At 70.1% G+C, this 26,158-nt stretch carries 27 protein-coding genes; 15 read left to right on the top strand and 12 right to left on the bottom strand.

Annotation, left to right across the window (positions count from 1 at the left end; all coding sequences use genetic code 11):
* Positions 1-6: 6 nt before the first annotated feature.
* Complete coding sequence (locus BO221_RS08965; RefSeq protein ID WP_073559964.1) at positions 7-600, bottom strand: DUF1360 domain-containing protein; 594 nt, start codon at positions 598-600, stop codon at positions 7-9.
* Between the two features lie 235 nt (positions 601-835).
* On the opposite strand from BO221_RS08965, the gene BO221_RS08960 reads away from it, so the two are divergent.
* Complete coding sequence (locus BO221_RS08960; RefSeq protein ID WP_073559963.1) at positions 836-2,782, top strand: lamin tail domain-containing protein; 1,947 nt, start codon at positions 836-838, stop codon at positions 2,780-2,782.
* Here BO221_RS08960 and BO221_RS08955 read toward each other — a convergent pair.
* Both BO221_RS08955 and BO221_RS57040 read right to left on the bottom strand, forming a co-directional pair.
* Positions 2,747-3,766 (bottom strand): zinc-dependent alcohol dehydrogenase family protein, encoded by a 1,020-nt coding sequence (locus tag BO221_RS08955; RefSeq protein ID WP_073559962.1) that lies wholly within the window; start codon positions 3,764-3,766, stop codon positions 2,747-2,749. The genes BO221_RS08960 and BO221_RS08955 overlap by 36 nt on opposite strands.
* Before the next feature lie 304 nt (positions 3,767-4,070).
* Positions 4,071-5,261 (bottom strand): hypothetical protein, encoded by a 1,191-nt coding sequence (locus tag BO221_RS57040; protein ID WP_073559961.1) that lies wholly within the window; start codon positions 5,259-5,261, stop codon positions 4,071-4,073.
* Between the two features lie 83 nt (positions 5,262-5,344).
* Here BO221_RS57040 and BO221_RS08945 point away from each other — a divergent pair, with 83 nt between their 5' ends.
* A complete protein-coding gene (locus BO221_RS08945) occupies positions 5,345-6,166 on the top strand; it encodes an aldo/keto reductase (RefSeq protein WP_073559960.1) in 822 nt (273 codons plus the stop codon).
* A 6-nt stretch (positions 6,167-6,172) separates the two neighbouring features.
* Here BO221_RS08945 and BO221_RS08940 read toward each other — a convergent pair whose 3' ends face one another.
* Positions 6,173-6,673: a hypothetical protein gene (locus BO221_RS08940; RefSeq protein WP_073559959.1), complete on the bottom strand. Its 501-nt coding sequence runs from the start codon at positions 6,671-6,673 to the stop codon at positions 6,173-6,175.
* 304 nt (positions 6,674-6,977) lie between these two features.
* Here BO221_RS08940 and BO221_RS08935 point away from each other — a divergent pair, with 304 nt between their 5' ends.
* The 5 genes from BO221_RS08935 (at position 6,978) to BO221_RS08915 (ending at position 12,794) form a co-directional block, all read left to right on the top strand.
* Positions 6,978-7,853, top strand: coding sequence for a lysylphosphatidylglycerol synthase transmembrane domain-containing protein (locus tag BO221_RS08935; RefSeq protein ID WP_233165820.1), 876 nt, complete (start codon positions 6,978-6,980; stop codon positions 7,851-7,853).
* Positions 7,854-7,893: 40 nt separating this feature from the next.
* Entirely contained in the window at positions 7,894-9,438 is a 1,545-nt protein-coding gene (locus BO221_RS08930) for an ABC transporter substrate-binding protein/permease (RefSeq protein ID WP_083680871.1), read from the top strand.
* Positions 9,435-10,118: an amino acid ABC transporter ATP-binding protein gene (locus BO221_RS08925; RefSeq protein ID WP_073559957.1), complete on the top strand. Its 684-nt coding sequence runs from the start codon at positions 9,435-9,437 to the stop codon at positions 10,116-10,118. Before BO221_RS08930 ends, BO221_RS08925 begins: the two co-directional genes overlap by 4 nt.
* Positions 10,119-10,331: 213 nt before the next feature.
* Positions 10,332-10,715 (top strand): PepSY domain-containing protein, encoded by a 384-nt coding sequence (locus BO221_RS08920; protein ID WP_073559956.1) that lies wholly within the window; start codon positions 10,332-10,334, stop codon positions 10,713-10,715.
* A 177-nt stretch (positions 10,716-10,892) separates the two neighbouring features.
* Positions 10,893-12,794: a glycoside hydrolase family 15 protein gene (locus BO221_RS08915; protein WP_073559955.1), complete on the top strand. Its 1,902-nt coding sequence runs from the start codon at positions 10,893-10,895 to the stop codon at positions 12,792-12,794.
* Between the two features lie 10 nt (positions 12,795-12,804).
* Here the strand turns inward: BO221_RS08915 and BO221_RS08910 are convergent, their stop codons facing one another.
* Complete coding sequence (locus BO221_RS08910) at positions 12,805-13,146, bottom strand: hypothetical protein (protein WP_073559954.1); 342 nt, start codon at positions 13,144-13,146, stop codon at positions 12,805-12,807.
* Between the two features lie 419 nt (positions 13,147-13,565).
* Here BO221_RS08910 and BO221_RS08905 point away from each other — a divergent pair, with 419 nt between their 5' ends.
* Positions 13,566-14,093 carry a pyridoxamine 5'-phosphate oxidase family protein gene (locus BO221_RS08905; RefSeq protein ID WP_073559953.1) on the top strand — a complete coding sequence of 176 codons (528 nt, stop codon included), beginning with the start codon at positions 13,566-13,568 and terminating at the stop codon, positions 14,091-14,093.
* On the opposite strand, the gene BO221_RS08900 is transcribed toward BO221_RS08905, so the two are convergent.
* A complete protein-coding gene (locus BO221_RS08900) occupies positions 14,087-15,127 on the bottom strand; it encodes an NADP-dependent oxidoreductase (RefSeq protein WP_073559952.1) in 1,041 nt (346 codons plus the stop codon). The genes BO221_RS08905 and BO221_RS08900 overlap by 7 nt on opposite strands.
* Before the next feature lie 87 nt (positions 15,128-15,214).
* Between BO221_RS08900 and BO221_RS08895 the strand changes: the two genes are divergently transcribed.
* Positions 15,215-16,405: a cysteine desulfurase-like protein gene (locus BO221_RS08895; protein WP_073559951.1), complete on the top strand. Its 1,191-nt coding sequence runs from the start codon at positions 15,215-15,217 to the stop codon at positions 16,403-16,405.
* Positions 16,406-16,433: 28 nt separating this feature from the next.
* Entirely contained in the window at positions 16,434-16,901 is a 468-nt protein-coding gene (locus tag BO221_RS08890) for a nucleoside deaminase (RefSeq protein ID WP_073559950.1), read from the top strand.
* Here BO221_RS08890 and BO221_RS08885 read toward each other — a convergent pair.
* From BO221_RS08885 to BO221_RS08865, 5 genes are read right to left on the bottom strand one after another with little or no spacing between them, the layout of a single operon-like run.
* Positions 16,834-17,592 (bottom strand): lycopene cyclase domain-containing protein, encoded by a 759-nt coding sequence (locus BO221_RS08885; RefSeq protein ID WP_233165818.1) that lies wholly within the window; start codon positions 17,590-17,592, stop codon positions 16,834-16,836. The two genes, BO221_RS08890 and BO221_RS08885, sit on opposite strands and share 68 nt — an antisense overlap.
* A 7-nt stretch (positions 17,593-17,599) precedes the next feature.
* Entirely contained in the window at positions 17,600-18,508 is a 909-nt protein-coding gene (locus tag BO221_RS08880; RefSeq protein WP_073559949.1) for a prenyltransferase, read from the bottom strand.
* Positions 18,505-19,230: a ferrochelatase gene (locus BO221_RS08875; protein ID WP_073559948.1), complete on the bottom strand. Its 726-nt coding sequence runs from the start codon at positions 19,228-19,230 to the stop codon at positions 18,505-18,507. Before BO221_RS08875 ends, BO221_RS08880 begins: the two co-directional genes overlap by 4 nt.
* Positions 19,227-20,162 carry a prenyltransferase gene (locus BO221_RS08870; RefSeq protein WP_073559947.1) on the bottom strand — a complete coding sequence of 312 codons (936 nt, stop codon included), beginning with the start codon at positions 20,160-20,162 and terminating at the stop codon, positions 19,227-19,229. The genes BO221_RS08875 and BO221_RS08870 overlap by 4 nt, the downstream gene beginning before the upstream one ends.
* Positions 20,163-20,208: 46 nt before the next feature.
* Entirely contained in the window at positions 20,209-20,568 is a 360-nt protein-coding gene (locus BO221_RS08865; protein ID WP_073559946.1) for a helix-turn-helix transcriptional regulator, read from the bottom strand.
* Between the two features lie 263 nt (positions 20,569-20,831).
* On the opposite strand from BO221_RS08865, the gene BO221_RS08860 reads away from it, so the two are divergent.
* Positions 20,832-21,308 carry a hypothetical protein gene (locus BO221_RS08860; protein ID WP_073559945.1) on the top strand — a complete coding sequence of 159 codons (477 nt, stop codon included), beginning with the start codon at positions 20,832-20,834 and terminating at the stop codon, positions 21,306-21,308.
* Here BO221_RS08860 and BO221_RS08855 read toward each other — a convergent pair whose 3' ends face one another.
* Positions 21,309-22,601 carry a CapA family protein gene (locus BO221_RS08855; RefSeq protein WP_073559944.1) on the bottom strand — a complete coding sequence of 431 codons (1,293 nt, stop codon included), beginning with the start codon at positions 22,599-22,601 and terminating at the stop codon, positions 21,309-21,311.
* A 123-nt stretch (positions 22,602-22,724) separates the two neighbouring features.
* Between BO221_RS08855 and BO221_RS08850 the strand changes: the two genes are divergently transcribed.
* From BO221_RS08850 to BO221_RS08835, 4 genes are all read left to right on the top strand, one after another.
* A complete protein-coding gene (locus BO221_RS08850; protein ID WP_073559943.1) occupies positions 22,725-24,038 on the top strand; it encodes a DUF2254 domain-containing protein in 1,314 nt (437 codons plus the stop codon).
* Positions 24,039-24,117: 79 nt separating this feature from the next.
* On the top strand, positions 24,118-24,402 hold the full coding sequence (locus BO221_RS08845; protein ID WP_073559942.1) for a hypothetical protein: 285 nt from the start codon (positions 24,118-24,120) through the stop codon (positions 24,400-24,402).
* Entirely contained in the window at positions 24,399-25,340 is a 942-nt protein-coding gene (locus tag BO221_RS08840) for a DUF3396 domain-containing protein (protein ID WP_083680868.1), read from the top strand. Before BO221_RS08845 ends, BO221_RS08840 begins: the two co-directional genes overlap by 4 nt.
* 42 nt (positions 25,341-25,382) lie before the next feature.
* Positions 25,383-25,928, top strand: a complete 546-nt coding sequence (locus BO221_RS08835) for a glutathione peroxidase (RefSeq protein WP_233165817.1) — start codon at positions 25,383-25,385, stop codon at positions 25,926-25,928.
* The last annotated feature ends 230 nt before the right edge of the window (positions 25,929-26,158 follow it).

Here is a 26,158-nt window from a genome sequence, read left to right as displayed (position 1 = left end):
CCCGCCTCAGGGCACCGTCACCCAGGACTCGCGGGAGTCCTGGGACGAAACAGGTGTCACGGGCCCCTCGGACACCTCCATCGCCCGGGCGCTCCGGCGGGTGCGCTTCAGCCCCTCGCCCACCCACTCGTAGGCCCGGTGGAGGAAGTCGGAAACGGCCGTGAGGGCGAAGATGGACGCGACGAGCCGCGTCTCGCGCGGGCGCACCGCGTGCGCGCAGACGAGTGCCCCCGCTACCCACGGCCCCAGGCAGAAGGTACAGGACACCAGGTCTCCCACTGCCCGGCGCAGGCCGTGGCCCCGCGGAGACTCGCTCACCTCGGCGGCCGGACGCTTTCCCTCGTAACGGACGAAGGGCGCCCGCAGGGGACTCGTCACGAAGTCCCGCGCCAGGATGCGTGCGAGCTTGTGGGTGGCCACGCCCAGCAGCAACGCATCGCGCAGCGTCAGCCGCACCGGCAACGCCCTCCCATGGCGCCAGCCGAGAAATCCCCCCAGCGCGGTGCCATACGCCCCCATCAGGAGCGCATAGGAGCCAAGCGGCGTCTCCTCGTCCCGGTAGCCGGCGAAGAAGCCTCTGTCCTGCAAGGGCGTGAGCATGAAGGTCTCCTCGGGGTCCTCGGCCTGGCAACGTCCCCGGGGACAAGGCTGCGCATCCCTCCCCTCCGCCCCAAGCGAGAAACGGCCTTCCAGACAACGCGCCGCTCCCCCGCCCGGTGCGCCTCGGGACGCACCCAGCGAGGAATTCTGGAGATATCGAAACCTACCGCCTTGCTGGATTCTCAAGGAATGAGATAGCCACGGGGGCAAGCCCTTCGCGCCTGGAGGCGAGCCCATGCTCACCCGCCCGTGGTCCCTGCTGCGTCCCCTCTTGCTGCTCACCCTGCTGCCCACGCTCGCCTGGTCACAGGGCCTGCGCTTCACCACCCTGGATATCGGCCAGGGTGACGCGGCGGTGCTCATCGCACCCGGCGGGTGCGTGGCGCTGTTCGACGGAGGCCCCACCGGCTCGGGCACCACCATCAAGGCCTACCTCAAGTCGCTGGGGGTGACGAACGTCGACATGGCCTTCGTCTCGCACATGCACGCGGACCACATGGGCGGCATCGACGAGGTGGACGTGGGCACCAACGCCGTCTCCATCGACGCGGTGTATGACCACGGCGGCACGTACAACTCGAGCGCCTACGATGAATACGCCAGCCACTTCAGCGGCCGGCGCAACACCGTGTACCGCGGGCAGAGCTTCTCGCTGTGCGGCCAGGTGACGCTCACCGTGGTCGCCGCCAACGGCAACGGCGTCTCCAGCACGGACGAGAACACCAAATCCGTGACGGTGAAGATCTCCTACGGCGCGTTCGACGCGCTCGTGGGCGGAGACCTCACCAGCAGCCCGGACGTCGAGTCCACCATCCTCTCCAGCGTGGGCGAGCTCGAGCTGTACAAGGTGCACCACCACGGCTCGCGCAACTCGTCCGGCAACCCGCTCCTGGACGCGACGAACCCCACCGTGTCCTTCATCTCCGTGGGCCGCGACAACACCTATGGCCATCCCACGCCCGAGTGTCTGCAGCGGCTGACGGCGCACGGCTCGGACATCTGGCAGACGGAGGACCCCGCCACCAACAAGCTGCTGGGCCACATCCAGCTGAGCTCCTCCTCGGGTGACACCTTCATGGTGACGCAGGGCACGCGCAGCGTCTCCTATGCCTCCAAGGGCGTGGGTCCGGACACCCAGGCGCCCTCCGTGCCGGGCGCGCTGGTGGCCAGCGCCCTCTCCTCCACGGAGATCTCCCTGTCGTGGAATGCCTCCACCGACAACAGGGGCGTGATGGGTTACCGGGTGTACCGGAGCATCAACGGTGGCGCCTACACGCTGGCGGGCACGTCCTCCACCACCGGCTTCGCGGACCTGGGCCTGACGGCCGGCGTCACCTACGGCTACCAGGTGACGGCCGTGGACGCCGCGGGCAACGAGTCCTCGCCGGCCAGCGTCTCCAAGCGCACGCCCGCGCCGTTCATCACCATCACCAGCCCCAACGGCGGCGAGAGCCAGGCCGGCGGCGGCGCCATGGCCATCACCTGGACGTCCCAGGACATCTCCAACGTGAAGCTCGAGTACACGCTCAACAACGGCGGCACGTGGCAGGTCATCGCCAGCAGCGCGGCCGCGTCCACCGGCGGCTACACGTGGGTGGTGCCCAACTCGGCCAGCACGGCGGCGCGGGTGCGTGCCACGGATGCCTTCGGCTCCACCTCGGACACGAGCGATGGCACCTTCACCATCACCGCCTCCGCCACGCCCGCCAAGGTCATCCTCAACGAGATGCTCGCCAATGAGCCCGGCAGCGACACCGACGGTGAGTTCGTGGAGCTGGTGAACGTGGGCGGCGCGGCCATCGACATCAGCGGATGGACGATCTCGGATGCCACCTCGGTGCGGCATACCTTCGCCGCGGGGACGGTGCTCGCCGCGGGCAAGGCCATCGTGGTGTTCGGCGGGACCACCGGGATTCCCTCGGGAACGCCCAACGCGGTGGTGGCCTCCACCGGCACGCTCAGCCTCAACAACAGCAGCGACACGGTGCGGGTGAAAACATCCACCGCCCAGGGCGCGGCCACCATCGACTCGTTCAGCTACACGAGCAGCCTGGCCAGCCAGGACGGCGTGTCCATGAACCGCAGCCCCGATGCGAGCGCCACCGGCGGCTTCGTGCTCCACACGAGCCTCTCCACCCGGAGCGCCTCACCGGGCCTGCGCGTGAACGGCACCGCCTTCTGACCCCATCTCCAGCACCGCCGCGCCTCGCACGCGTCCTTCCCGGAGTGCCGCCAGCGCCTCGTTGGCGGCCTCCAGTGGGAACGGCTGCACCTCCGTGTGCACCGGCACCCTCGGGGCCAGCGCGAGGAAGTCCAACCCGTCCTGCCTCGTGAGGTTCGCCACCGAGCGCACGGTGCGCTCTCCCCACAGCAATGAGTAGGGGAACGCGGGGATGTCGCTCATGTGGATGCCCCCGCACACCACCGTGCCGCCCTTCACCACGGCGGCCAGCGCCGCGGGCACCAGGCTCCCCACCGGCGCGAAGAGAATGGCCGCGTCCAATGGCTCGGGCGGCAGCACGTCCGAGTCCCCCGCCCATTCGGCCCCCAGTCGCAACGCGAAGTCCTGCGCGGCCACGTCTCCCGGCCGCGTGAAGCCGAACACCCTCCGCCCCTGGTACCTCGCCACCTGGATGAGCACGTGCGCCGCCGCGCCAAAGCCATACAATCCCAACCGCCCGGCGTCCCCCGCCATGCGCAGGCAGCGGTAGCCGATGAGCCCCGCGCACAACAGCGGCGCCGCCTGCAACGGTGGGTAACCCAGTGGAATGGGGAAACAGAAGCGGTGGTCCGCCACGGTGTAGTCCGCGTAACCGCCGTCGAGCTGATAGCCGGTGAAGCGCGCGTTGTCGCAGAGGTTCTCCCGGCCCGTGAGGCAGTAGCGGCACGTGCCGTCACTCCACCCCAGCCACGGCACCCCCACCCGCGTCCCCGGCGCGATGATGTCCGCCCGCTCGCCCGCCTTCACCACCGTGCCGATGATTTCGTGCCCCAACACCAGCGGCAGCTTCGGCCTCGCCAGCTCCCCGTCCGTCACGTGCAGATCCGTGCGGCACACCGCGCACGCGTGCACCTTCAATAGCAGTTGCTCGGGACCCGGCTCCGGTATCGGCCGCTCCTCCAGTCGCAACGGCTCCCCCGGCGCATGCAGCACCATGGCTCGCATGGAACCTTCTCACCCTGGGCTCTTGGATTGGTCTCTCGAAGAGGAGCGCGTCCGGCACGGTTTCGCCTGCCCCACACCCACCATCCGGTACCCACCCCGTCCCGCACCGGACACCAACTGATCGTCCCGTGCCGGGCACGCATCTGGAACCTGGGCACGCTTCCCTCCGTGGGAACCCCCTTTCCCTGGCGCACGGCTGGGGGGTCGAGGTGCAACCCGGGGCTCGCTTCCTTTCTCACGGTGGGGAGCACCGGGACAGGCACCCTCACCCCGTCCCTCTCCCGGGGGGCGAGGGGATGTCGGCTCAGATCTGGATGCCCGCGATGAGGCCCGGCCACGTCTGGACTCGCACCCGCTCCGAATCGTAGACCGCGCCCAGCCCGAAGCGGTCCACCCCCTGCAACTCCTCATCCACGAAGGACACGAGCGTGTTCGCCGTCAGTCCTCCAAAAATCGCGAAGTGACGGAACGGCTGCCAGCCCGCCACCAGCCGCAGCTGCGCCAGCAGGTGCCCGGTGGGCTCGACGAAACCGCCCGTGTGCAGCGAGTGGGCCAGCGCGTCCACGTCCACGAAGAAGGGACCCACCGGAATGTGGCCTCCCAGCCCCAGGCCCGCCGACCACAGGCGGTGCCGGCCCTCGCGCTCCGGCCGCAGGCCCACCGTGAACAGCGTGTGCATGTGCCGCCCCCCCAGCTTCAACGCCACGTTCGCCATGGCCATCTCGCTGCCCCACGCCTGCACGTGCTGCTGGCCATTGCCCACGAAGCTCAGCAGGCCAATCGAGCTGTCCGCCTCGCCCGCCACGTTGATGAGGCCCAGTTGCAGGCCCTTCACCTTCTGGCCCACGTTGACGAGTCCCACCTGCGCGCCACTCACGTCACCGCCCACGTTCAACAGCGAGAACTGGGCACCGCGCAGGTTGCTCGCGATGTTGAGCCCCGAGGAGAACTGCACGCCCCGCAGCTCCTCGGCGATGTTGAGCCCCGTGGCCGCCTGCATGCCCCAGGACTTCCCCGCCGCCACGTTCACTCCCACGGCGAACTGCGCCCCCACCATCTCCCCCGCCGCCACGTTCACCCCCACCGCCGTCTGCCAGCCCTTCAGCGAGCCCCCCGCCACGTTCACGCCCAGCGCCATCTGCGTGCCCTGCACCTGCCCGGCGTAGTTGGCCCCCATCGCCCACGCCACACCGCGCAGCTCCCGGTCCACCCAGTTGCCCACCATCGCCATGGCGATGCCGTCCACCCGCCCCGCATGCGTCGCCAGCACCCCCACGGAAATGTTGTTCACCACCCGGCCACTCTCGAAACCGTTGGTGCTGATGCCCGGCAGCAGCGAGATGCTGAACGGAATGTGCACGTCCCGCGCGGACACCGGCTGGGAAACCTCCACCGCCGGCGCCTGTGCCACCTCGGCCGCCGGCTGCTCGGCCCCCACCGGGAACGACACCATCGCCGCCATGACTCCCGCGCACACCGAGACCTGGAGCTTCATCGCCTGACCTTTTCTGGAAAATGCAGCCATCGGCGACTGAAACACCGGCCCCCCGCACAACTGTCACCTGCTACCTTTCCCCCATGCTGACGCGCACCATTCCCAAGAGCGGTGAGAAGCTGCCCGTCATCGGGCTCGGCACCTGGCAGACGTTCGACGTGGGGCCCTCCCCCGGCGAGCGGAAGTCCCAGAAGCAGGTGCTCCAGAAGTTCCTCGCGGCCGGCGCCCGCGTCATCGACTCCTCCCCCATGTACGGCCGCGCCGAGCAGGTGGTGGGAGACCTGTTGCGCGAGCTCGGCCAGGAGAGCACCCCCTTCCTCGCCACCAAGGTGTGGACCACGGGCCGTGAGGCCGGCGTGGAGCAGATGCGCGACTCGCTGCGCAAGATGCGGCCCGGACAGATGGACCTGATGCAAGTGCACAACCTCGTGGACTGGCGCACGCACCTGCCCGTCCTGCGCGAGTGGAAGGCCGCCGGGCGCATCCGCTACCTCGGCGTCACCCACTACCAGCGCGGGGCCTTCGACGACCTGGAGAAGCTCATCCGCGAGGAGTCCCTGGACTTCGTGCAGCTGCCCTATTCCATCGCACGGCGCGACGCCGAGCAGCGGCTGCTCCCCGCCGCCGCCGAACACGGCACCGCCGTCCTGGTGATGCAGCCCTTCGAGAGCGGAGAGCTCTTCCGCAAGGTGAAGGGCAAGTCCCTGCCGCCCTGGGCCGCGGACTTCGACTGCAAGAGCTGGGCGGAGTTCTTCCTCAAATACCTGCTCGGGCACCCGGCCGTGACGTGCCCCATCCCCGCCACCAGCAACCCCCGCCACCTCGAGGACAACCTGCGCGCGGGCTCCGGGCGCCTGCCCGACGAGAAGACCCGGGCCCGCATGGTGGAGTACCTCGGCCTGTAGCCGCGCTCAGGCTTCTTCGATTTGCGGCTCGAACACGAGCTCGCCCTTCAGCGTGAAGACGAGGCCGGTGCCCAGCTCACCCTCCTCATCATCCCGGCCGTGCTCGAGCTGCTGCGTCTCCTCGTCCCACTGGCCCACGTAGTACTCGCCGCCGGCCGCCATCCACGCCCTGTCCTCCGCCACGAGCGTCTCCACCGTGTCCCCCTTGTCGCTGGTGGCCAGGTAGACGCTCCACTCCACGCCGTCCTCCTTCATCTGGGACACCACCTCGGCGAGCTCCTCGTCCTTGGGCGTGCCCCCCTCCTGCGCCGGCGTCACCTTCCACTTGCGCTCGTCCGGCTTGGGCTTCTGCGCCATCCAGCCGCGCACCAGCGCCAGCATGGCCTCCTCGGCCTTCTCCTGCAGCCCCTTCATGCTCGCGGGCAGGCCCACCTCGTCCAGCGCCATCAGCGCCGTCTCCAACTGGATGGCCTTCATCGCCCACTCGTTCATCGCCGTACGCAGCATCGCCGTCCATCTCCTCGGGCCAGGTGCGGCCCGCACTCCCACTGCCGGGGCACGTCCCGCGGGCAGGGCGCTGCCCCCTATCACGTTCCCTCCCCACGTGGGGCCCCTCCTCCGCCTCCGACTCCCGTCCAGGTGTCCCGTCCACCCGCCAACGCGAGCCTCCGTCCGCGGACCGCGTCCCAAAGGCGGTCGCCAAGATGGCGAGCACTGCGCACCTTTACGGACATCCGCCGCTGGCGGGCTGAAGGGGGAGAGGCGTATGGGGGCAGGCGAGCGACAGGAATGGAGCCTGGGTGCTCTGACCATGCCCCTGGGAGCGCGGGTGCTGGCGGTGCTGCACCCGGTGTGCGCGGTGTTGGGCGTGGCCCTCCTGGCGATGCTCGTCCAGCGCGCGGGCGCCGAGGAGTTGGGGCGGGAGCTGTCACGTGCGGCGCCGTGGCTGCCCCTGGTGCTGATGCTCGAGGTGACGCGGCTGTTCCTGGACGCGCTGGCCACCCGGGTGGCGTACGGCAGCCGGGCGCGGGAGGTGCCCTGGCGCCGCATGCTCCGGGCGCAGCTCATCGGCACGGCGGTGTCCAGTGTGTCCCCCACGGGACGCGCCTCGGGCGAGGCGGCGAAGGCGGCACTGCTGGGCCAATACACGGGAGGCGCCACGGCCCTGGCGGCGGCGGCCACCTCGCAGGCGGCCTCGCTGGTGTCCGGTGGCCTCATCTGCCTTCTCTGTGCCTTCGCGGCGTACCTGCGCACGGGGGCCTCGTGGCTGACGCTCGTGTTCGGCGTGCACGCGCTGGTGCTGCTGCTCATGGGCCTGGGCATGCACGCGGGGACGAAGGGCCGCGCACTGCCACCGGCCCGGACACTCCTGGCCGCCCTCCTCGGCCGGACGCTGCAGGTGGTGCAATACGGCATCCTGGCCATGGCGGTGGGCATCGACACCACGGTGGTGGAGGCGCTCATCGCCCAGGGGCTCCACCTGGTGTCCCTCGCGGTGGGCGCCCTGGTGCCCGGACAGTTCGGCGTGAGGGAGGGCGCCTTCGCGCTCTCGGCCGGAGCCTTCGGCACCACCCCGGCCCGGGCCATGTCCATCGCGCTGCTCGCCCACGGCACGCAGGGGCTGTTCGTCCTGCTCGGCTCGCTCACCCCGCTGGTGTGGAAGGTGCAACCCCCGGGACGGCCATGACCTCGACGGCCGGGCACGAGGGGGTACACTGCGCCCCCTCGTGACCAGAGCCCTGCTCCTCGGCCTCGTCCTCGTCTGTCTTCCCACCTTCGCGCAGGAGGCACCCGAGCCCCGGGGACTCGAGGCGGTGCGGGCCCGCGGCGAGCTGCTGTGGGGCGCGGACGCGCAAGGAGGCGCCCCCTACGTCTTCCAGGATCCCATGGACCCCAACCGCCTCATCGGCTTCGAGGTGGACCTGGCGGAGGCGCTCGCCGCGAAGCTGGGCGTGCGCGCGCGGCCGGTGCTCGGCCCGTGGGACTCGCTGCTGGAGCTGCTGGCCCGCGGCGACTTCGACGTGGCGCTCAACGGGATTGAAGTGGCCGAGGAGAAGAAGCGCGTCTGCGAGCTCTCGCGCGCCTACTACGCCGCCGCCGAGCGGCTCACGGTGCGCCGGGGAGACACCCAGGCCCCCCACTCGCTCGCCCAGGTGAAGGAGCGCCGGGTGGGGACACTGCCCGGCTCGCTCGCCGAGCGCATCCTCCGCCGCGAGGGCGCCCAGGTGAAGACATACGAGGGCGGCCAGGACGAAATCTACGCGGACCTGCGGCTGGGCCGGACGGACGCGGTGCTGCTGGACGAGCCCATCACCCGGTACTACGGCGCCATCGACCCGGAGTTGGAGGTGGTGCCGGGCGCCTTCGGCGAGGTGCGCTACGCGGTGGCGGTGCGCAAGGGAGAGGACTCGCTGCGCCAGGCCCTGGACACGGCGTTGGAGGAGCTGACGCGCGACGGCACGCTGCGGCGCATCTACGAGCGGTGGGGCCTGTGGAACGCCGAGACGGCGGAGCTGCTGGGAGACCCGGACCCGAACTCCCGGGGCGTGCCGGAGCAGTACGAGTCCTGGCGGGCCGCGGTGGGCCGGGTGCCCCCCTTCCTCGAGCGCGTGACGGAGCGCTACCCCGCCACGCTGTCGCTCTTCGCCCGTGGAGCGCTGATGACGCTGGGCGTGTCCCTGCTGTCCATGGCGCTGGCGGTGGCCGCGGGCGTGGTGCTCGCGCTGGCCCGCGTCTACGGCCCCCTGCCCCTGCGCTGGCTGGCCACCGCCTATATCGAGGTGGTGCGCGGCACGCCGCTGCTGGTGCAGCTCACCCTGGTGTACTTCGGGCTGCCGCAGCTCGGCCTGCGCCTGGAGCCGCTCACGGCGGGCGTGCTGACACTGGGGCTCAACTACGCGGCGGCCGAGGCGGAGAACTACCGGGCCGGGCTCTCCAGCGTGCCCGCGGGCCAGCACGAGGCGGCGCGGGTGCTCGGCCTGTCGCGATGGCAGACGTTGCGGCACGTCGTCATGCCCCAGGCCGTGCGCATCTCCCTGCCCCCCATGACGAATGACTTCATCGCGCTGCTCAAGGACAGCTCCCTCGTGTCCCTGGTGACGCTCACCGAGCTCACGCGCACCTATCTCAACCTCGCCAACGCCATGAGGGACCACCTGGGCCTGGGGCTCCTCGTGGCCGCGCTGTACCTGCTGCTCGGCCTGCCCTTCGCGCGGCTGGCGCGCACGGTGGAAGCGCGGCTCGGCCGTCACCTGAAGGAGGTGCCGCGATGATCCGCGTCGAGGACGTGCGCAAACGCTTTCCTGGCGCGGCCTCGGCCACGCTGGACGGCGTGTCCTTCACGTTGGAGAAGGGCGGACTGGCCGCCATCCTCGGGCCGAGCGGCTCGGGCAAGTCCACGCTGTTGCGCTGCATCATGGGCCTGGAGCGGCCGGACGCGGGCTCCATCCACCTGGGTGGACAAGCCGGGCTCGTGTTCCAGTCCTTCGAGCTCTTCCCCCACCTCACGGTGCTGGACAACTGCACGCTGGCGCAGCGGCTGGTGGCCGGACGCTCGCGAACCGAGGCGGAGGCGCGCGCACGCCAGCTATTGGAAGAGCTGGGATTGGGACACCGGCTGCAGGCGTGGCCGGAGATGCTCTCCGGCGGGCAGCGGCAGCGCGTGGCCATCGCGCGGGCCCTGGCCATGGATCCAGCCGTGCTGCTGTATGACGAGCCGACGAGCGCCCTGGACCCCTCGCTGCGCCGCGAGGTGGTGGAGACGCTGCGCCGCGTGCGCTCGCTGGGAATGACACAGCTCGTCGTGACGCATGACGTGCAGCTCGCGCGCGCCGCCGAGACCGTCCTCGTGCTGGACCACGGCCACCTCGTCGAGCAGGGCCCGCCCGCGCAGGTGCTGGACGCGCCGCGCCACGAAGCCACGCGCCGGCTGCTCGCCCAGGCCAATGACTGACAGCGTCAAACTAGTAACCGCCTAAGTCGAAAATTGCCCCAGAATTGCACTACGAGTAAAACTGGAATTCTCGTGGAGTTCGGGGCACCCTCCCGCCGCCTTTCACGAAGGCACTGACTCGCGGAGGTGCTCGCCCGGGCCTCCCCTCCTCCAGGCCTCGCGTGTTGAGCCCGCCTGGAGGCTCCACCCCCTTCCCAGAATGGGAGCAACCTCATGAACTCGCCGACGCTGTTCCGCGCCGTGGCCGCCGCTGGTCTGTCGCTCGCCGTTGTCGCTTGTGGTCCCCAAGAGGAGCTGTCTTCCACCGAGATGAGCGGGATTGCCGCCGTCGAATCGCCACTCGCCGAGAAGCGGCTGAGCCCGGACGAGGCGCGCGCCGCGGCGGCCGCCGCCATCTCCGGAGTCATCACCACGGACCAGGTGCTCGGCATCACCTACGTCCGTCCCCACGCCGTCCGCCCCGCCCTCGTCGCCGACGAGGTGCCCGCCTACGAGGTGCTCGTGACGTGGACCGACAGCGACGGCGTGCTCATGCGGGAGCTCGTCTACGTGGACATGTACGACGGCTCGGTGCTGCTGCGGATGCCGCTCGACTGAGGGGGCTCCTCCCCCCGACCCTCTTCCAGGGGGAGAGGGAGGGCATGGCGCTCGCTTCCCCGCCTGGAGCCCGGGCACACCGGGACCGGTCGCGCTCCGGTCTCGGTTGCAACGGCTCCCCTCCGTACTCAATGACGAGGGAGGCCGCTCATCCTGGAGCGGCTCCCGGGAGACGGAATGCGGCAGCGGATCGACGACTACGCGTTGTTGGGAGACTGCCATTCCGCTGCCCTGGTGGGCCGGGATGGCTCCATCGACTGGGCATGCTTTCCCCGGTTCGACTCGCCCGCGGCCTTCTGCCGCATCCTGGACGTGGGCCGGGGTGGCTCCTTCCGGGTGTGCCCCGAGGGCCCCTCCCAGTCCACCCGCCGCTACCTCGACGACACCAACGTGCTCGTCACCACCTTCACCACGCCGGGTGGCGTGCTGGAGGTGACGGACTGCATGCCCGTGCGCACCGGCATGTCCCACAGCCCCCGCACGGGGACCCGGCACGCGCTGCTGCGGCGGCTGCGCTGCGTGGGCGGCACGGTGCGGGCGCGCGTGGTGGTGGCCCCGCGCTTCGAGTACGGAGCCTTCGTGCCGCGCATCCGCCTCACCTCGCCCCAGACGGCGGAGCTGGTGGGCGGCGCCGACGCGCTCTGGGTGACGGCCACGCGTCCACTGGTGGCGCACGACAATGCCCTGCGCGCACACTGGTCCATGCGGGCCGGAGACGAGGCCTGGGTGGAGGCGGCCTGGACGCCCTCGCTCGTCGAGCGCGGCCCGGCGGAGATGCCGGACCTGGCGGCGATGCGGCGCCGGCTGGAGCAGACGGTGGCCTTCTGGCGCGAGTGGATTTCCCACTGCGCCTACGAGGGCGAGTACTCCCACGTGGTGCGGCGCTCGGCGCTGGTGCTCAAGGCGCTCACGTACGCGCCCTCGGGCGCCATCGTCGCCGCCCCCACCACGTCCCTGCCCGAGGAGCCGGGCGGCGTGCGCAACTGGGACTACCGCTACACCTGGCTGCGCGACACCACGCTCACGCTCATCTCGCTGATGCTGCTGGGCTACCAGGAGGAGACGATCGCCTTCCAACGCTGGCTGGCGCGCACCAGCGCGGGCCGGGCCGAGGACGTTCAAATCATGTACAGCATCCGCGGCCACCGGCTGCTGCCCGAGGTGGAGCTGGCACACCTGGAGGGACACCGGGGCTCGCGGCCGGTGCGCGCCGGCAACGGGGCGGTGAAGCAGCTCCAGCTCGACGTCTTCGGGGAGATACTGGAGGGAGAGTGGCTCTTCTCGAAGATGGGCCGGCGCATGTCGCAGAGGAACTGGGAGTTCCTGCGCGGGCTGGTGGACAACGTGTGCGAGCGCTGGCGTCAGCCGGACCAGGGCCTCTGGGAGGTGCGCGACGCGCCCCGGCACTTCATCCACTCGAAGCTGCTGTGCTGGGTGGCGCTGGACCGGGCCATCCGCATCGCCCGCTCCCGGAAGCTTCCGGCCCCGGTGGGGCGCTGGGTGCGCGAGCGCGCGGCGGTGCGCGAGTACCTGCTGAAGGAGGGCGCGCGCCACGGGTGGTTCCCCCAGTCGGTGGGCTCCGGCGTACCGGATGCCTCGGTGCTGCAGTTGCCGGCGCTGGGCTTCCTCCCGTCGGCCCACCCGCTGGTGAGCCGCACGGTGGACGTGGTGCGCCAGCGGCTGGAGAAGGGCGGGCTTCTATACCGCTACCACGCGTCGGACGGACTGAGCGGCGGCGAGGGCACCTTCCTGCTGTGCTCCTTCTGGCTTCATGACGTGCTGGTGCACTCGGGCCGGACGCGGGAGGCGGAGGAGCTGCTGCGCTACCTGCTGAGCCTGGCCAACGACGTGGGCCTCTACGCCGAGGAGGCGGTGCCGGGCACGGGCGAGGCCATGGGCAACTTCCCGCAGGCCTTCACGCACATGGCCCTGGTGGCCTCGTGCGCGCAGCTCTCCGCGGGCCGGAGCTTCCAACTGCCCAGGGCGGGCGCGTACGACTACGCGGACTTCGCGCTCACGTACCACCTCGGCCGGCGCTCCATGTTCATGTCCCACTTCTCGTGGGAGGCCGTGCAGTGAGCGCCGTCCGCTAGTACCCGAGGCTCGGGTCGTACCGGGGCGCCAGCAGCGAGGCCACCACCAGCTCCGTCACGTCCTTGCCGCCGTGCAGGTTGGTGGAGAGACACAGCGGCGTGTAGATGAAGCCCCAGGGAATGCCCCACCACCCGAGGAACAACGACAGCAGCGTGTAGCCGAGACTCAGGCCGAATGTCCCCTGCCCGGCCCTGACGAAGTAGACGTCCGAGGAGCGCCGCATCGTCGTGACGAAGAAGGAGACGCAGTACTCGAATACGACGAACCGTCCACCGCGTCGCAGCTCATCCTGCACCTGCGCTGTGGACAGGCCTTCCATTCCCTGGATGCCAGCCATACAGCCCCCCTGTCCGGAATTGCGGCCACGGCCGCGAAGAACAGAAAGACAGCCTACATGCTGCCTACCCGGCTGCACAGCGACACAGAGAGAGGGAGAAGCGCGACCATACGAGAAGAAACAGGCATTCAACAAGCTACGAATCCCAGCCACTGGGAAACACTCTCTCGCGTGAAGCCCATTACTCTCGCAGTCCGATAATCCCCTCCGCGCGGCCGTGGCTGTCTTCATGGCTGTTGTCTGGCAGACAACACGCGGGGGTGTTGCCTGGGGAGCAACACGCGGTGCGGCGCATACGCATGGTGCGCGTGGGAGGCAACCCGTCCCCCGGGCTCCCCTGGTGTGAGGACGGGAGAGCGGAACCGGTGTGCCTGTCACGCCCGCCGGCCCTGCTTACCGTCAGCACACGGGAGGCAGGAATGACCACGAAGAAGACGGACAAGAAGGATCCTGTCGTGCACCTGGGCGAGCTCATCCACGGCATCAAGGTCGCGATGATGACGACGGTGGAGGAGGACGGGACGCTGCGCAGCCGGCCCATGTGGACGCACGACCGGGACTTCGACGGGGAGCTGTGGTTCTTCACGCGGGAGCACTCGCCCAAGGTGGACGAGGTGGAGCGGGACAACCACGTGAGCCTGTCCTACGCGGACACGGCGAAGGACCGGTACGTGTCGGTGAGCGGCGTGGCCCGGCTGGTGCTCGACAAGGAGAAGGCGCGCGAGCTGTGGAACCCCACGCTGAAGGCCTGGTTCCCGCAGGGCGTGGATGACCCCGAGCTCGCGCTGCTGTGTGTCACGGTGAACAAGGCCGAGTTCTGGGACACGCCCAACAAGCGCATGGTGCAACTGGTGGGCTTCGTGAAGGGCGTGCTCACCGGCGAGCCGTACCGCCCCGGCGAGAACGAGAAGGTGAACCTCGACGAGTCCGGCGCGGCGATTCACTGAGCGCCGCACTCCATGACGAGTTTCCCCTGCACGCGGCCCTCCTCCAGCAGGCGGTGGGCCTCGCGTGCAGTGGCCGCCGACAACGGGCCCACGCTCCGGACCGCCGGCGGCTTCAGCGCGCCCTCCTCGATGAGCCGGCAAATCGCCTCCAGCTGCTCGCGGTAGACCGTCCACGTCTCGCGCGGCGCGTACAGGGCCCGGGCCCCGAGCTGGATGAAATGGAACTCCAGCGAGCGGAGAATCAGCGGGCTGCGCGTCTCGTCCCAGAGGTTGAAGGACGAGTCCGACGGCTCCTCGACGATGGACACCACCCGCCCATCCACCGCCGCCACGGCGAAGCACAGCTCCTTCATGGTGCCCCCGACGAAGTCCAGGGCCACCGGCACCCGCTGCCCTCCGTTCATCGCCAGCACGTCCGCGAGCCACTGCTCCGGCGTCCGCCCCCGGTAACGCAGGAGGTGGCCCGGCTCCACCCCGAGGTGCTCCACCAGGTACCCGGCACTCGTGTCACTCCCGGCCGTGGTGAGCACGGGGCGGGCTCCCAGGTGGTGCAACAATTGGAGCGCCATGGACCCCACACCCCCCGAGCCGCCCGCGACGAAGACGGCCTCGCCCCGCCGCACCCGGGCCCGCGTGACGCACTGCCAGGCCGTGAGCGCCACCACGGGCAGCGCGGCCGCCTCGGCGAATCCCAGACGCCTGGGCTTGGGCACCACCAGCACCGCCGGCACGCACGTGTACTCCGCGTGTGAGCCATTGCTGCCCTGTCCCGCCCGGTAGCAGAGCACCTCCTCCCCCACCCCAAGTCCCGTCACGCCCTCGCCCAGCGCATCCACCACGCCCGACAGGTCCCTCCCCAACACCTGAGGCAGCCGGCCTCCGAAGCCGCCCTGCCGGAAGAGGACGTCCACCGGGTTGAAGGAGGCCGCCCGGATGCGCACCCGGACCTCGCCCGGGCCCGGCACCGGCAAGGGCCAGTCCTCATCCACCAACTGCTCGACTCCGCCAAAGGCTCGCTGGGTGACGACGTGCATGCGGCACGGGAACGTACCGGTGCGTCATGAGCGCTTCCAGTGCCATGAAGAGCAGCCCGAATCGCGGGCGGCTATGCTGCGCGCCCCATGACTTCCCCCTTCGCCGAGCACTTCCCCGCCTTGCGGTCGGGTTTCAGCTACCTCGACAACGCAGCCGGGGCCCAGGTGCCCTCGCACACCATCGACGCCATGACCCAGTTCCTCACCCAGGGGAGCTGCAACGTGGGCCAGCCCTACCCGGCCTCCGTGCGCGCCACCGAGGTGAAGGCCCAGGCCCGCGCCGCCACCGCCGAGTTCCTCGGCTGCCGGCCCGAGGAGGTCATGCTCGGCACCAGCGCCACCGCGCTCACCTTCCAGCTCTCGCGCGCCTTCTCCCGCCTGCTCCAACCCGGGGATGAAATCATCATCTCGGAGCTCGAGCACGAGTCCAACGCCAGCCCCTGGCGCTGGCTGGAGGCCCAGGGCGCGGTGGTGAAGATGTGGCGCGCCCGCTGGCCCGAGGGGCGGCTGGAGCCGTCCGACCTCCGCTCCCTGCTCACCGCGCGCACCCGGCTCGTCGCGGTGACGGCCGCCGCCAACTCGGTGGGCACTGCGCCTGACGTGACCACCGCCGCCACGCTCGCCCATTCCGTGGGCGCCTGGCTCATCGTCGACGCGGTGCACTCCAGCCCGCACCAGCTCCCGGACGTGCGGGGCTGGGGCGCGGACTTCGCCGTCTTCTCGCCCTACAAGGTCTTCGGCCCGCATATGGGCTGCCTGTACGTGCGCCAGGAGCTGCTGCCCCGGTTGCCCGCGGACAAGCTGTGGTTCGTCCCCGAGGACAGCCCGCAGAAGTTCGAGCCCGGCACCGCCAACCACGAGGGCCTCGCGGGCTGGCTGGGAACGCTGCGCTACGTGCGCGAGGTGCTCGGCGGCGGGCAGCCCGGGCGCGCGGGGCTGGAGCAGGCTTTCCGCCGCATCGAGTCCCTGGAGCGTCCACTGCTGGAGTCCACGCTGGAGCGGTTGCGCGCCCACAAACGCGTGCGCCTGTACGGCATCCCCGAGCCGAAGGGCCGCGTGGCCACCTTCTGCTTCAACGTGCAGGGCGTCCCACCGCGCGCCGTGGCCGAGCACCTCGCCCGGAACGGAGTGGGCGTCGCCGCGGGCCACTACTACGCCACCCTGGCCATGCAGGCGCTGGGCCTCATGCCCGAGGGCGCGGTGCGCGTCTCGCTGCTGCACTACAACACACTCGCCGAGGTGGACCGGCTCCTGGCCGGCCTGGACACGCTACCCTGAGCGCCATTCCCCAAGGCGGAGGACACGGATGCAACCGGAGGAAATGCGGTACCTGAAACAGTCCATCGATCTGGCCCGCAAGGCCCGCGAGCGGGGGAACCACCCCTTCGGCGCGGTGCTGGTGGACCGGAGCGGGCGTGTCTTGCTGGAGGGAGAGAACACCGTGGTGACGGAGCGGGACTGCACCGGCCACGCGGAGTCCAACCTCATGCGCGAGGCCACCCAGCACTACGCCCCCGAGCAGCTCGCCGGCAGCACCCTCTACGCCAGCACCGAGCCCTGTGCCATGTGCGCGGGCGCCATCTTCTGGGGCGGAGTGCGGCGGGTCGTCTTCGCGCTCTCCTCCGAGCAACTGGGCCAGTTCACCCGCCCGGACGAGCCCGCCCTGCGCATGTCCTGCCGCGACGTCTTCGCCCGCGGCTCCGAGCCTACCGAGGTGGTGGGCCCGGTGGAGCTGCCGGAGGCCCGTGCGGTGCACGAGGGTTTCTGGACGTAGACTCTCGCCCGGGGAGCGGGGCGAACGCGAACCGGAAGGCCCAGGCCGGAAAGGCCGTCGCCACCAGGCCCGCGCCCGCTCCGTACAGCAACTCATCCCACGGCACCCCGAGGAAACGGCCGGGCAGCAACAGGCTCGGCCGCCACGTGCGCTCGAAGACACCGGGCACCAGCCGCGCGAAGAGCAGGCACAAGCCCAGGTAGATGACGCACGAGACCCCCGCTCCCAGCAAGCTCGGGAGCACCAGGTCCGGGCGTCCCACCAGCACCACCAGGGTGCACACCCCCATCGCCGCCACCGCCGCGTAGAGGATGGGCACGCCCACCGCGAGCAACAGCCCCGTCAGGGCCAGCATCGCGGCAATGCCTCCCACCGCCCGCTCCCAGGGCCGCGTCCCCTGGCCCCGGGGCACCACCGTCCGGCGGAACGCCACCGCGTAGGCACACGAGGAGAAGGCCCCGAGCCCGGCGACGAAGAGCACGTCCTCCACGCCGAAGCCAATGCGGTCCGCCAGGTTGAACAGGAAGCGCGGCGTCCAGTACTCCGGATAGAACAACCACTCGGTGGCCGCGAACGGGAGCGAGGCCAGCACCGTCCTCCGCATCAACCCGCGCAGGTCCGCGCGCACGAGCCAGAAGACGGCGCCCGGCACCAGGAACAGCAGCGCCATCACCAGGAACTCATACGTCATGGCGCGCTCAGGGACTCGCCAGGGACATGAGGGGAATGGCGACCGTGGCCAGCGTGGCGGTGATGGCGGCGGCGACGCGGACCTGGACGCGGAGGGAGCCGGGCGGCGCGGGACGCACCAGGGGCACCACCAGCGTAGCCACCACCGGCACCAGCAGCCCCAGGCCCGCGCTCAAACCCAGGACACCGAGGCCCCACGGCGCCAGTGCCACGGTGAGGCCATTGAGCGCCACGATGACCCAGGCGGCCCGCTCACCGCCCACGCGCGCCGGCAACGTGAGCTTGCCGCTCTCCCGGTCCGAGGGCTCGTCGGGGAGCGCGGTGGCGATGGCACAGGCGAGGTGCGTGGGGAGCAGCAGCGCGACGAGCGCCCACGGAAAGCGCCCCGGCTCCCCTCCCTGCGCGACATACCCATAGAGCGGCAGCACCCCGGCGACGCCCACCATCTGCAGCAGCTCGCCACCACCCCGGTAGGAGAGCCGGAACGGCGGATAGCTGTAGGCCCACAGCAGCCCTAGCGCCGCCACCGCCAGCGGCACCAGCAGCGGCGCATCCCGGCGCAGCGCCAGCCCCACGGACAGCACCAGCATCGCGCCCGCGCACACGACGGCGGCGAGCCCGAGCGCACGCGGCGAGAGCCTGCCCTCCACGAGCACGCGGGAGCCGCCGGAGAAGAGGGTGGCCGTCTGGTTGCGGCGATCCGTCTCCTGGTCCGCCCAGTCATTGGCGTAGACGATGAAGAGCTGATCGAACACCCCGAAGAGCTGCACCGCCACCAGCGTCCCCACGTCGAGCCCCCCGCCGCGCGAGTGCACCGCGACGAACTGCCCGAGCAGCAGGGGGAGCGCGAGGTACGACTGCGAGGGCAACCGCGAGGCCTGGAGCCAGGCCCGGAGCGTGCCCCCTCCGGCCTTCACGAGGTGGCCTCACGCGCCAGCCCCAGACGCCGGGCGGCCTCGGTGCGCAGGTCGGTGAAGGGGAGATCCCAGCGGCAGTCCCCATCGAAGCGCCAGGCCTTCACGGGGATGAAGTCCGCCTGGGCGAGCACCTGGTGCAGGTGCGCCTCCTCGCGAGGCTCCCGGCAGAAACCGAAGGGGTTGCGGAACTCCTGGCCCTGGAGCTTGCCGTACTTGTCGTCGTTCTCGGCGATGAGCTCCACGAGCGTCTGGAGCCGGCCCTCGAGGTAGTCGAAGAACGCCAGGTCGAAGGGGCCAATGGTGGCGCGCTTCTCCGGCTGGCGCACCACCCAGCGGGCCCAGTCGTAGCCGTACAGGAAGTCATGGGCGTAACGGAAGCGCAGCTCGGACTTGTTGCCGAAACCCCGGCACAACGTCACCACCCGGCGCGCGAAACCGAGCACCTCCTCGGGCCCGCCGGCGTTCCACATGCGGCAGGACAGGAAGTCCAGGTCCCAGAAGATGTTCTCCGGGAAGTCCTCCGCGAGCGCCCGCACCACGTTGCCCAGCCCCTGGGTGAAGGCCCGTGCCTTGTCCCCACTGGCCTCGCCGTCCATCAACCGCGCCGCCAGCTCCACGGGCAGCAGCGCACGCGGCCGGCGCGTGTCGAGCGAGGCCGCCTCTCCCACCAGGGGTGACAAGGGCTCCAGCCCGGCGAGGATGTCTTCTGGAAGTCCTTTCACTTCCACCCTCCCAGCCCCACGGCGAGCACCCCTACCGACAGCGCGAATGTTCCCCACCAGATGGCACGGTGGAGCTCCGCCTTGTAGGCCGATTGCGCACCAAAGGCATTCGTCACCGCGGACGGGCTCCTCCTCACCAGACGCACGCCGAAAGGTAATGCGAGCCCCACCGCCGGCACCACCACGGCGAGGGGCGGTGCGTCCTCGGCCAGACAGGACGCCGCCAGCCAGAGGAGCAACCCCACCCCCAGCAACACCTCCGTGCCCCGGCGGACCACCGCGTTGCCCCACCACGTGGTGAAGGTGCGCTTGCCCCCGGCGCGATCGCTCTCCTCGTCGGACAGCCCGCTGGCCAGGGCGCTCGACAGGGACAGTGCCAGCAGGCCCGGCGCCAGCGCCACCCACTCCGCGGGAGCCCACTGGCCGCACTGGGCATACGCATGCAACGTGGGAAGCACTCCGCCCACGCCCACCATCTCCAGCAGCTCGCCCCCGCCCCGGTAGTTGAGCCGCAGGGGTGGCAGCGTATAGGCGGCGAACACGAGCAGACCCAGCGCGGCGAGCGGCAGCAACAACGGCCGCCCCAGCGCGAGGCCCGCGCCCCACGCCAGCACCAGCGCCACCGCACCGGCTCCGAGGCCCGCGCCGAGCACCGCCCTGGCGGGGAGGATGCCGTCCGGAATCGTCTTCGGCGAGCAGCCCTGGGGGAACATGCGGCGCTTGAGGGTGTCCACCTCGCGATCTCCCCAGTCGTTGAGCAACACGATGAAGGAGACGTCGGCCACCATCCACAGCACGCCGAACACGAGTGCCCCCAGGGACAGGTGGCCCACGGCGGCGGCCCCCACGGCCTGACCGAACAGCGCGGGCACGAGCACCTTCGGCCAGCTCGCCGGCTTGAGGGCGTACCACCACCGCCGCGCCTCCAACATGGCCAACCTCTCCAATCAGGTCGGTCGAGCCGTCCCGACCTGGAGCTCAGCGCGTGAGCGCGGTGGCGATGACGTTGAGCACCTTGAGTTGGGCCGGGGACAGGTTGCGCAACGAGCGCGAGAGCCGCCGCAAATCCGGGGAGCGCTCCTCCTTGGCGGGCAGCGAGTCCACCCACGCCGTCACCTCCGAGTGACTCAGGCTCAACAGTGTGTCGGAGGGAATCTTCAGGACGATGCTCAGCCGCCGGAGGGTGGGGACGCTGGGCATCATCCCCCCGCGCTCGATGCGGCCGTAGACACCCGGGGCCAGACCCACCTTTTCGGCCGCCTCCGCCTGAGTGAGCCCCGCTCGCACCCGGGCGGCGCGCGCCGCGGCCCCCAGGGCGAGGGCCAACTTGTCATCCATGCGCTGCTGCGACGGGGGCGGAGGGGTGCGTTTCGAGACCATGGTGCGTGACGTCCAAAGAGACGTTGGAGGACATTACCCGAGAGGCCAACCCAAGCCTAGGGACTTGCTTCATGGGTCGTGCAAGCCCCCCCAACCAGGGGCGTCCCCTCTCCTCCGCGCGGACGGGGAGCGCCCGGGAGGGCAGGCGCCTCCTGCGGGCCACCCACTCACGTGCCCACGTTCCGGTTTCAAGCAGCCCATCCCTGAAAGGAGCTGGAACGATGGCCGGAAAGACGACGACGCGACTCATGCTGGCGGGACTGCTCGCCGGCTCCGTGGCCCTGGGCGCTGGTTGCACGCGCGCGGAGGCCGGGCCCCGCCCGCAGGATCTCCTCCAACAGCCGCAGCAGCAGCAGGGCGGGGGCACCACCACCCAGGACCAGACCGGTACCGGTGGCGCGGGTGACACGAACACGCAACAGCAGGACGAGGGCACCACGCAGGACGACGTCCTGAACGAGCCCGGCACCGGTGGCCAGGTGGGCCCGGGCGGCATCGACCCGGGAAGCACGGACGAGGACGTCCTGGATGAGCCCGGCACCGGCGGCGCGGGCAGCACCGGACAAGACGATGTGCGCGACGAGGACGAGGGTGTCCTCCAGCCGGGCATGAACGACGAGGGGCTCGACCACAACGAAGGTCAGGTGGACGAGGACACCCTTTCCCCGCCGGGCGCTCGCCCGCAGCCCCAGGAGTAGCTAACCCGCGGGACGCCTCCCGGGCTCCGCCGGGCCCATGTCGGAGCCGGGAGGCCGGGTGATGCGAAGGATGAGCTCGCGCCGGTACCGGGCCATGTCCAACCGGCGCTCGAGCGCGGTGCGCTCCTGGCGGACCTCGCGTGGCTGGGTGAGGGCGCGGGCCGAGAGCGCCAGGAGCCGCTCGTTGATGGCCCGCAGCTCCTCGTCGAGCAACACGGGCTGGATGTGGCGCGGCACCCGGTTGCGGCCGAGCGCGACGTAGTGGTTGTTCTCGATCCACACCGGCAGCACGGACACACCCTCGAGCGACACGGGCGCGCCCGGCTGCGGACGGGTGAGCGAGAAGCGCAGCAGCACGGAGTCGCGCTTGCTGCCATCCGCCTCCCCCGCCCGGCGATGGACGTAGTGCCGGTCCTGGTTGGCGATGAGGTTGCCCAGCGAGAAGGCCACGAGCGTGTCCCGCCCGGAGGAGGTGCGGTACGACTCGACGGGCTGCAGCACGTGGGGATGGTGGCCGATGATGGCGAGCGCGCCGGCCTCCAACAGGGCGCGGGCCAGCTTGCGGTCCTCCGGGTGGGGCGTGTGCGAGTACTCGGTGCCCCAGTGGACGGCGACGATGAGCGCGTCACAGCGCCGGGCCGCGGCCCGCACCAGCTCCACGGCCGCCTCGGGAGAGTGCCAGCTCCCGTTCACCTTGCCGCGGTAGGGCACGTAGGCGACGTGGGGCGAGGTCTCCGGTCCCTCGGGATTGCGGGCACCGTTGAGCCACCGGGTGAAGGACAGGAAGCCGATGCGCATTCCGCGCTTCTCGACGATGAGGGGCTCCCACGCGGCGGCCTCCGAGGGGCCCGTACCGACGCTCTTCAGGCCGGCCTCGGCCAGGTGCTTCCACGTGGCCTCGGCCCCCGCGCGGCGCTGGTCGAAGACATGGTTGTTGGCGGTGGACACGATGTCCACCCCGGCGGCGGCCAGAGCGTGCAGCATGGCGGGCGGCGCGTCGAAGAGCAGGGGCGCGGTGCGGGCGAGCGGATTGCCGGTGCTGGGCGTCTCCAGGTTCACCATGGCGACATCCGCCGAGCGCATCACGTCGGCGATGGGCCCGAAGACATGATCCCACCCCTCGTGGTTGATGGAGCGGGCGGGGCCGGCATCCCCGGAGTCGGAGCGGGCGTGGTCCGCCGCGGCCTCCTTCACCTCACCATGGGGAATGACATCTCCCCCGAAGACGAGCTCCACCCGCTCGGGAGGAGCGGTATGAAGCAGGGACACGAGCAGGAACGCCTGGACGAGCACGCTCGCATGCTACCCAGGCAATTGGCCCGAAGGACAGACCCCCCCCGCCTCCACGCCTTGACGGGCCGGGCCCACCGTTACGGGGTGTCACCGCATCTGTTGAAAGGGTGGAACGCCCTCCAGGTGAGCCTCTGGTTCCGGCCCGTGCTGTTCTTGACGCTGGGAATCGCGCTGGGCCTGTCCTTGCCGTCGTTGGACCGGCACTGGCCCGGCCCAGGCCAGGCGTTCCGCGCCAGCTGGCTGTCCGTGTACATCCCCACCACGCCGGACAGCAGCCGCGAGGTACTGCTCGGCATGGTGGCCGCGCTCGTCACCGTCATGACCGTGGCGACCTCCATGACAATGGTCACGGTGCAGCTGGCCTCCACCCAGTACACCCCCCGGTTGCTGGCGCGCTTCATGGCGGACCGTATCACGCAGCGGGTGCTCGGCAGCTACCTGCTCACCGTGGTGTACCTGCTGCTGCTGCTCGGCGTGCTGGGCACTCCGGACAAGGAGGACGGACGGGTGCCGCTGCCCGTGCTGTCGCTCGGAGTGGCGCTGACCCTCACCCTGCTGTGTCTGCTGCTGCTGCCCTACTTCCTCCATCACGCCGCCCGCTCCATCGAGGCGAGCAACGTCATCGCGTCCATCGGGCGCGAGGTCATCCAGGAGCTGGGGCGTCTGAACGTGACGGAGGTGCGGGAGCTGGGCGACCCGCTGCCCGGCCCCCCGGAGGAGGCCACGGTCCTCGCCGCACGGGAGACGGGCTACGTGCAGCTCGTGGACCATGAGCGGTTGCTCTCGGCCCTGCCCCGGGGCGTGCACACGGTGCGGCTCGATGTGCGGACGGGAGACTTCCTCATTCCGGGGCTGCCGCTGCTGACGCTCTGGCCCAGGGTGTCCCTGAATGCGTGGCAGCAGCGGCGGCTCCACGCCGCCTTCGCGGTGGGCCATACCCGCACCACGCAGCAGGACGTGCTGTATGGCGTGCGGCAGATGGTGGACATGGCGCTCAAGGCGCTCTCGCCCGCCATCAACGACGTCACCACCGCGGTGATGGTGATCAACGAGTTGGGCGCGGTGGGCCGGGCGGTGGCGAGCCGGGGGAGGCTCGGCCAGGGCTGGTGGATGCAACGGTGCGGGAAGGTGACGATGCTGCGGCCCGCCTTCGGGCTCGTGCCCTTCCTGCAAGACGCGTTCGGGGAGATTCCACTCGCCGCCACCACCCAGCCACGGGTCATCCTCCGCATCCTCGAGGTGCTCACGGAGATCGCCAGCGTGGAGGTGAACCCGGCGATGCGCGGAGCGCTCGTGCAGACAGGGCGGGCGGTGTACGAGGCGGCCCGGCTCGCCGAGCAGCGCGAGCGCGACGCGCGGTTCATCGAGCAGCGCTGGAGCCAGTTGCAGCAGAAGGCCCACGAGCCGAGCCCCCTGCCGTGTGACACCGTGCACTGAGGGGAGCCGGGCCCGAGTGCCTTGACCCGGCTCACGCTTCCGCCAGACTCGCGCGGTTCAGGACACCCGGCGGCGTGAGTTGATCAGCCCGGAGAAAGAGGAGGCGCTGCTGGAGGAGGGTTGCTACAGCGAGCTGCGCGGCACCATCAAGCCAGACATCGTCATCCACGCGGGCAATCCGCTCTTGCCCCTGGCCGTCTATGACTTCAAGTTTCCGTGTACGAGCAGTGCGAGCAGCAAAAGCGATGGGTGGTGCCAATACACCCAGGGACCCTATACGGGCCGCTCCCAAGACGAAGTGTACAAGGAAATCCTGGGCCCATTCGTACGCGCGATCAAACCCTGGTTAGGAGTCACACCATGAGCGCTCATTACCCCCGTATCCGCATCTGCGCACCGAACGGGCACCTCCTGGTCCGTGAAGGCTTGAGCCTCTGCTTCTACATCCATCGCGCCCATCAGGAGATAGCACGAGCCGTCCTCGCCGCCTTGGACACCTATCTGCACGCGATAGAACCAGAAACTCTTGGCTGGTATGTGGATGCCGATGGAGAGGCTCAAGCTCTTGATGACACCGGGTGGAAGCACATCCGGCGAGAGCTCATCGAGGGGACATGGCCGAACATCCGGCTGGTACAAGCATCAGGAGATCCACAACGTTACGATTTCGACTACTTCGGCAAACCGCTGGGAGATCCACGCCTGGAGGACGATCCGGATGCATCCTCCGCGCTGAGCATCTCGCTTCCCACCGAGTACCTGGAAGAACACGGCCCGGGCCACGTGCGTGAGCTGGCACTGAAGCTGGCCGCCCCTCTACCCTTCTACTTCGGACAGGTGGGGCTCTCCTTCAACGGTCAGCTAAACCTGATCGGCGTCCCTTCGGAAATCCGCGCGCGGTGCTTCCGCTACCCGGGCCTGGACATCCCGGATCCGAGCTGGCACTCGTGGAAGCTCGGCTTCCGGATTCGCGGACCCTCCTGGCTCACCTTCCTGGGCCAACCCATCCTGGGCGAGCTGGGCGGCGCGTCGAGTCTGCGCTCACGACTGTCCTCACCAGGAACCACCGTCCAGGAGCTGGATGGAGAGCGCGCCGTCGTCACCCTCGGCACCTGGCCAGAAGCGGGAGACACCGAGCAGGGCCTGACGCTCCCCGCCTACCGGGAGCTGGCGCGCGTCCTGGAGCCATGGCTCTACCATGAGCCGTTCCCGGAGCCGTGGCCCTATCCTGAGCAGAGCAATTGGGAGCACGACTTCTCGCCAGAGGACAAGCGCCGCTGGGAGCGCCGCTTCCTCGATTAGCGGGCCGCGCAACGCACCACCGCTTCAGGCATCCTGGGGGGCATGTCCAACCGACTGATTTCCCTCACCGCGGCCGTGCTCCTGCTGGGCACCGCCGCCGTCTCCGCGGAGCGTGCGATGTCCTTCCATGATCTGCAGTCCAAGCAGCTCAACGGCCAGCCCATCAACCTCTCCGAGTACAAGGGCAAGGTGGTGCTCGTGGTGAACACCGCCTCCGAGTGCGGCTACACCCCCCAGTACGCGGGCCTCGAGAAGCTCTGGGGCGAGTACAAGGCCAAGGGCGTGGTGGTGCTCGGCATCCCCTCCAACGACTTCGGCGGCCAGGAGCCCGGCACCTCCGAGCAGATCGCCAAGTTCTGCGAGCTCCGCTACAAGGTCACCTTCCCCATGCTCGAGAAGGTGAAGACCAAGGGCGAGGGCCAGTCCCCCATCTACGAGTTCCTCGCGCGCAAGCACGGCGAGCCCAAGTGGAACTTCCACAAGTACCTGGTGGGCAAGGACGGCCAGGTGCGCGCCGCCTACCCCAGCTCGGTCACGCCGGAGAGCAAGGAGCTCAAGGGCGCCCTCGACAAGGCCATCGCCGAGTAGTCCGGGCACCAGCCCATTCCACTCGTCACCGGTGACCAGTGAAACGGGGCGGGTCCATTCCACTCGTCACCGGTGACCAGTGAAACGGAGTGGGTCCATTCCACTCGTCACCGGTGACCAGTGAAACGGAGTGGGTCCATTCCACTCGTCACCGGTGACCAGTGAAACAGGGCGGGGTCTCAGGTGGGTGTGGCCGGGCAGCCACAGCCCCCTGGAGCCCCGCCCTCAGT

The organism is Archangium sp. Cb G35, assembly GCF_001896145.1.
GTDB classification, from domain to species: Bacteria; Myxococcota; Myxococcia; order Myxococcales; family Myxococcaceae; genus Archangium; species Archangium violaceum.
This window is presented reverse-complemented; position numbering and strand designations above follow the sequence as displayed.

What these genes read in the sequence shown, in the direction of transcription:
- BO221_RS08965 (WP_073559964.1), bottom strand. Translation starts at nt 600, where the DNA reads ATGCTCACGCCCTTGCAGGACAGAGGCTTCTTCGCCGGCTACCGGGAC.
- BO221_RS08860 (WP_073559945.1), top strand. Translation starts at nt 20,832, where the DNA reads ATGGCCGGAAAGACGACGACGCGACTCATGCTGGCGGGACTGCTCGCC.
- BO221_RS08890 (WP_073559950.1), top strand. Translation starts at nt 16,434, where the DNA reads ATGCAACCGGAGGAAATGCGGTACCTGAAACAGTCCATCGATCTGGCC.
- BO221_RS08910 (WP_073559954.1), bottom strand. Translation starts at nt 13,146, where the DNA reads ATGGCTGGCATCCAGGGAATGGAAGGCCTGTCCACAGCGCAGGTGCAG.
- BO221_RS08885 (WP_233165818.1), bottom strand. Translation starts at nt 17,592, where the DNA reads ATGACGTATGAGTTCCTGGTGATGGCGCTGCTGTTCCTGGTGCCGGGC.
- BO221_RS08905 (WP_073559953.1), top strand. Translation starts at nt 13,566, where the DNA reads ATGACCACGAAGAAGACGGACAAGAAGGATCCTGTCGTGCACCTGGGC.
- BO221_RS57040 (WP_073559961.1), bottom strand. Translation starts at nt 5,261, where the DNA reads ATGAAGCTCCAGGTCTCGGTGTGCGCGGGAGTCATGGCGGCGATGGTG.
- BO221_RS08955 (WP_073559962.1), bottom strand. Translation starts at nt 3,766, where the DNA reads ATGCGAGCCATGGTGCTGCATGCGCCGGGGGAGCCGTTGCGACTGGAG.
- BO221_RS08900 (WP_073559952.1), bottom strand. Translation starts at nt 15,127, where the DNA reads ATGCACGTCGTCACCCAGCGAGCCTTTGGCGGAGTCGAGCAGTTGGTG.
- BO221_RS08940 (WP_073559959.1), bottom strand. Translation starts at nt 6,673, where the DNA reads ATGCTGCGTACGGCGATGAACGAGTGGGCGATGAAGGCCATCCAGTTG.
- BO221_RS08835 (WP_233165817.1), top strand. Translation starts at nt 25,383, where the DNA reads ATGTCCAACCGACTGATTTCCCTCACCGCGGCCGTGCTCCTGCTGGGC.
- BO221_RS08840 (WP_083680868.1), top strand. Translation starts at nt 24,399, where the DNA reads ATGAGCGCTCATTACCCCCGTATCCGCATCTGCGCACCGAACGGGCAC.
- BO221_RS08960 (WP_073559963.1), top strand. Translation starts at nt 836, where the DNA reads ATGCTCACCCGCCCGTGGTCCCTGCTGCGTCCCCTCTTGCTGCTCACC.
- BO221_RS08920 (WP_073559956.1), top strand. Translation starts at nt 10,332, where the DNA reads ATGAACTCGCCGACGCTGTTCCGCGCCGTGGCCGCCGCTGGTCTGTCG.
- BO221_RS08945 (WP_073559960.1), top strand. Translation starts at nt 5,345, where the DNA reads ATGCTGACGCGCACCATTCCCAAGAGCGGTGAGAAGCTGCCCGTCATC.
- BO221_RS08935 (WP_233165820.1), top strand. Translation starts at nt 6,978, where the DNA reads ATGCCCCTGGGAGCGCGGGTGCTGGCGGTGCTGCACCCGGTGTGCGCG.
- BO221_RS08865 (WP_073559946.1), bottom strand. Translation starts at nt 20,568, where the DNA reads ATGGATGACAAGTTGGCCCTCGCCCTGGGGGCCGCGGCGCGCGCCGCC.
- BO221_RS08870 (WP_073559947.1), bottom strand. Translation starts at nt 20,162, where the DNA reads ATGTTGGAGGCGCGGCGGTGGTGGTACGCCCTCAAGCCGGCGAGCTGG.
- BO221_RS08895 (WP_073559951.1), top strand. Translation starts at nt 15,215, where the DNA reads ATGACTTCCCCCTTCGCCGAGCACTTCCCCGCCTTGCGGTCGGGTTTC.
- BO221_RS08915 (WP_073559955.1), top strand. Translation starts at nt 10,893, where the DNA reads ATGCGGCAGCGGATCGACGACTACGCGTTGTTGGGAGACTGCCATTCC.
- BO221_RS08925 (WP_073559957.1), top strand. Translation starts at nt 9,435, where the DNA reads ATGATCCGCGTCGAGGACGTGCGCAAACGCTTTCCTGGCGCGGCCTCG.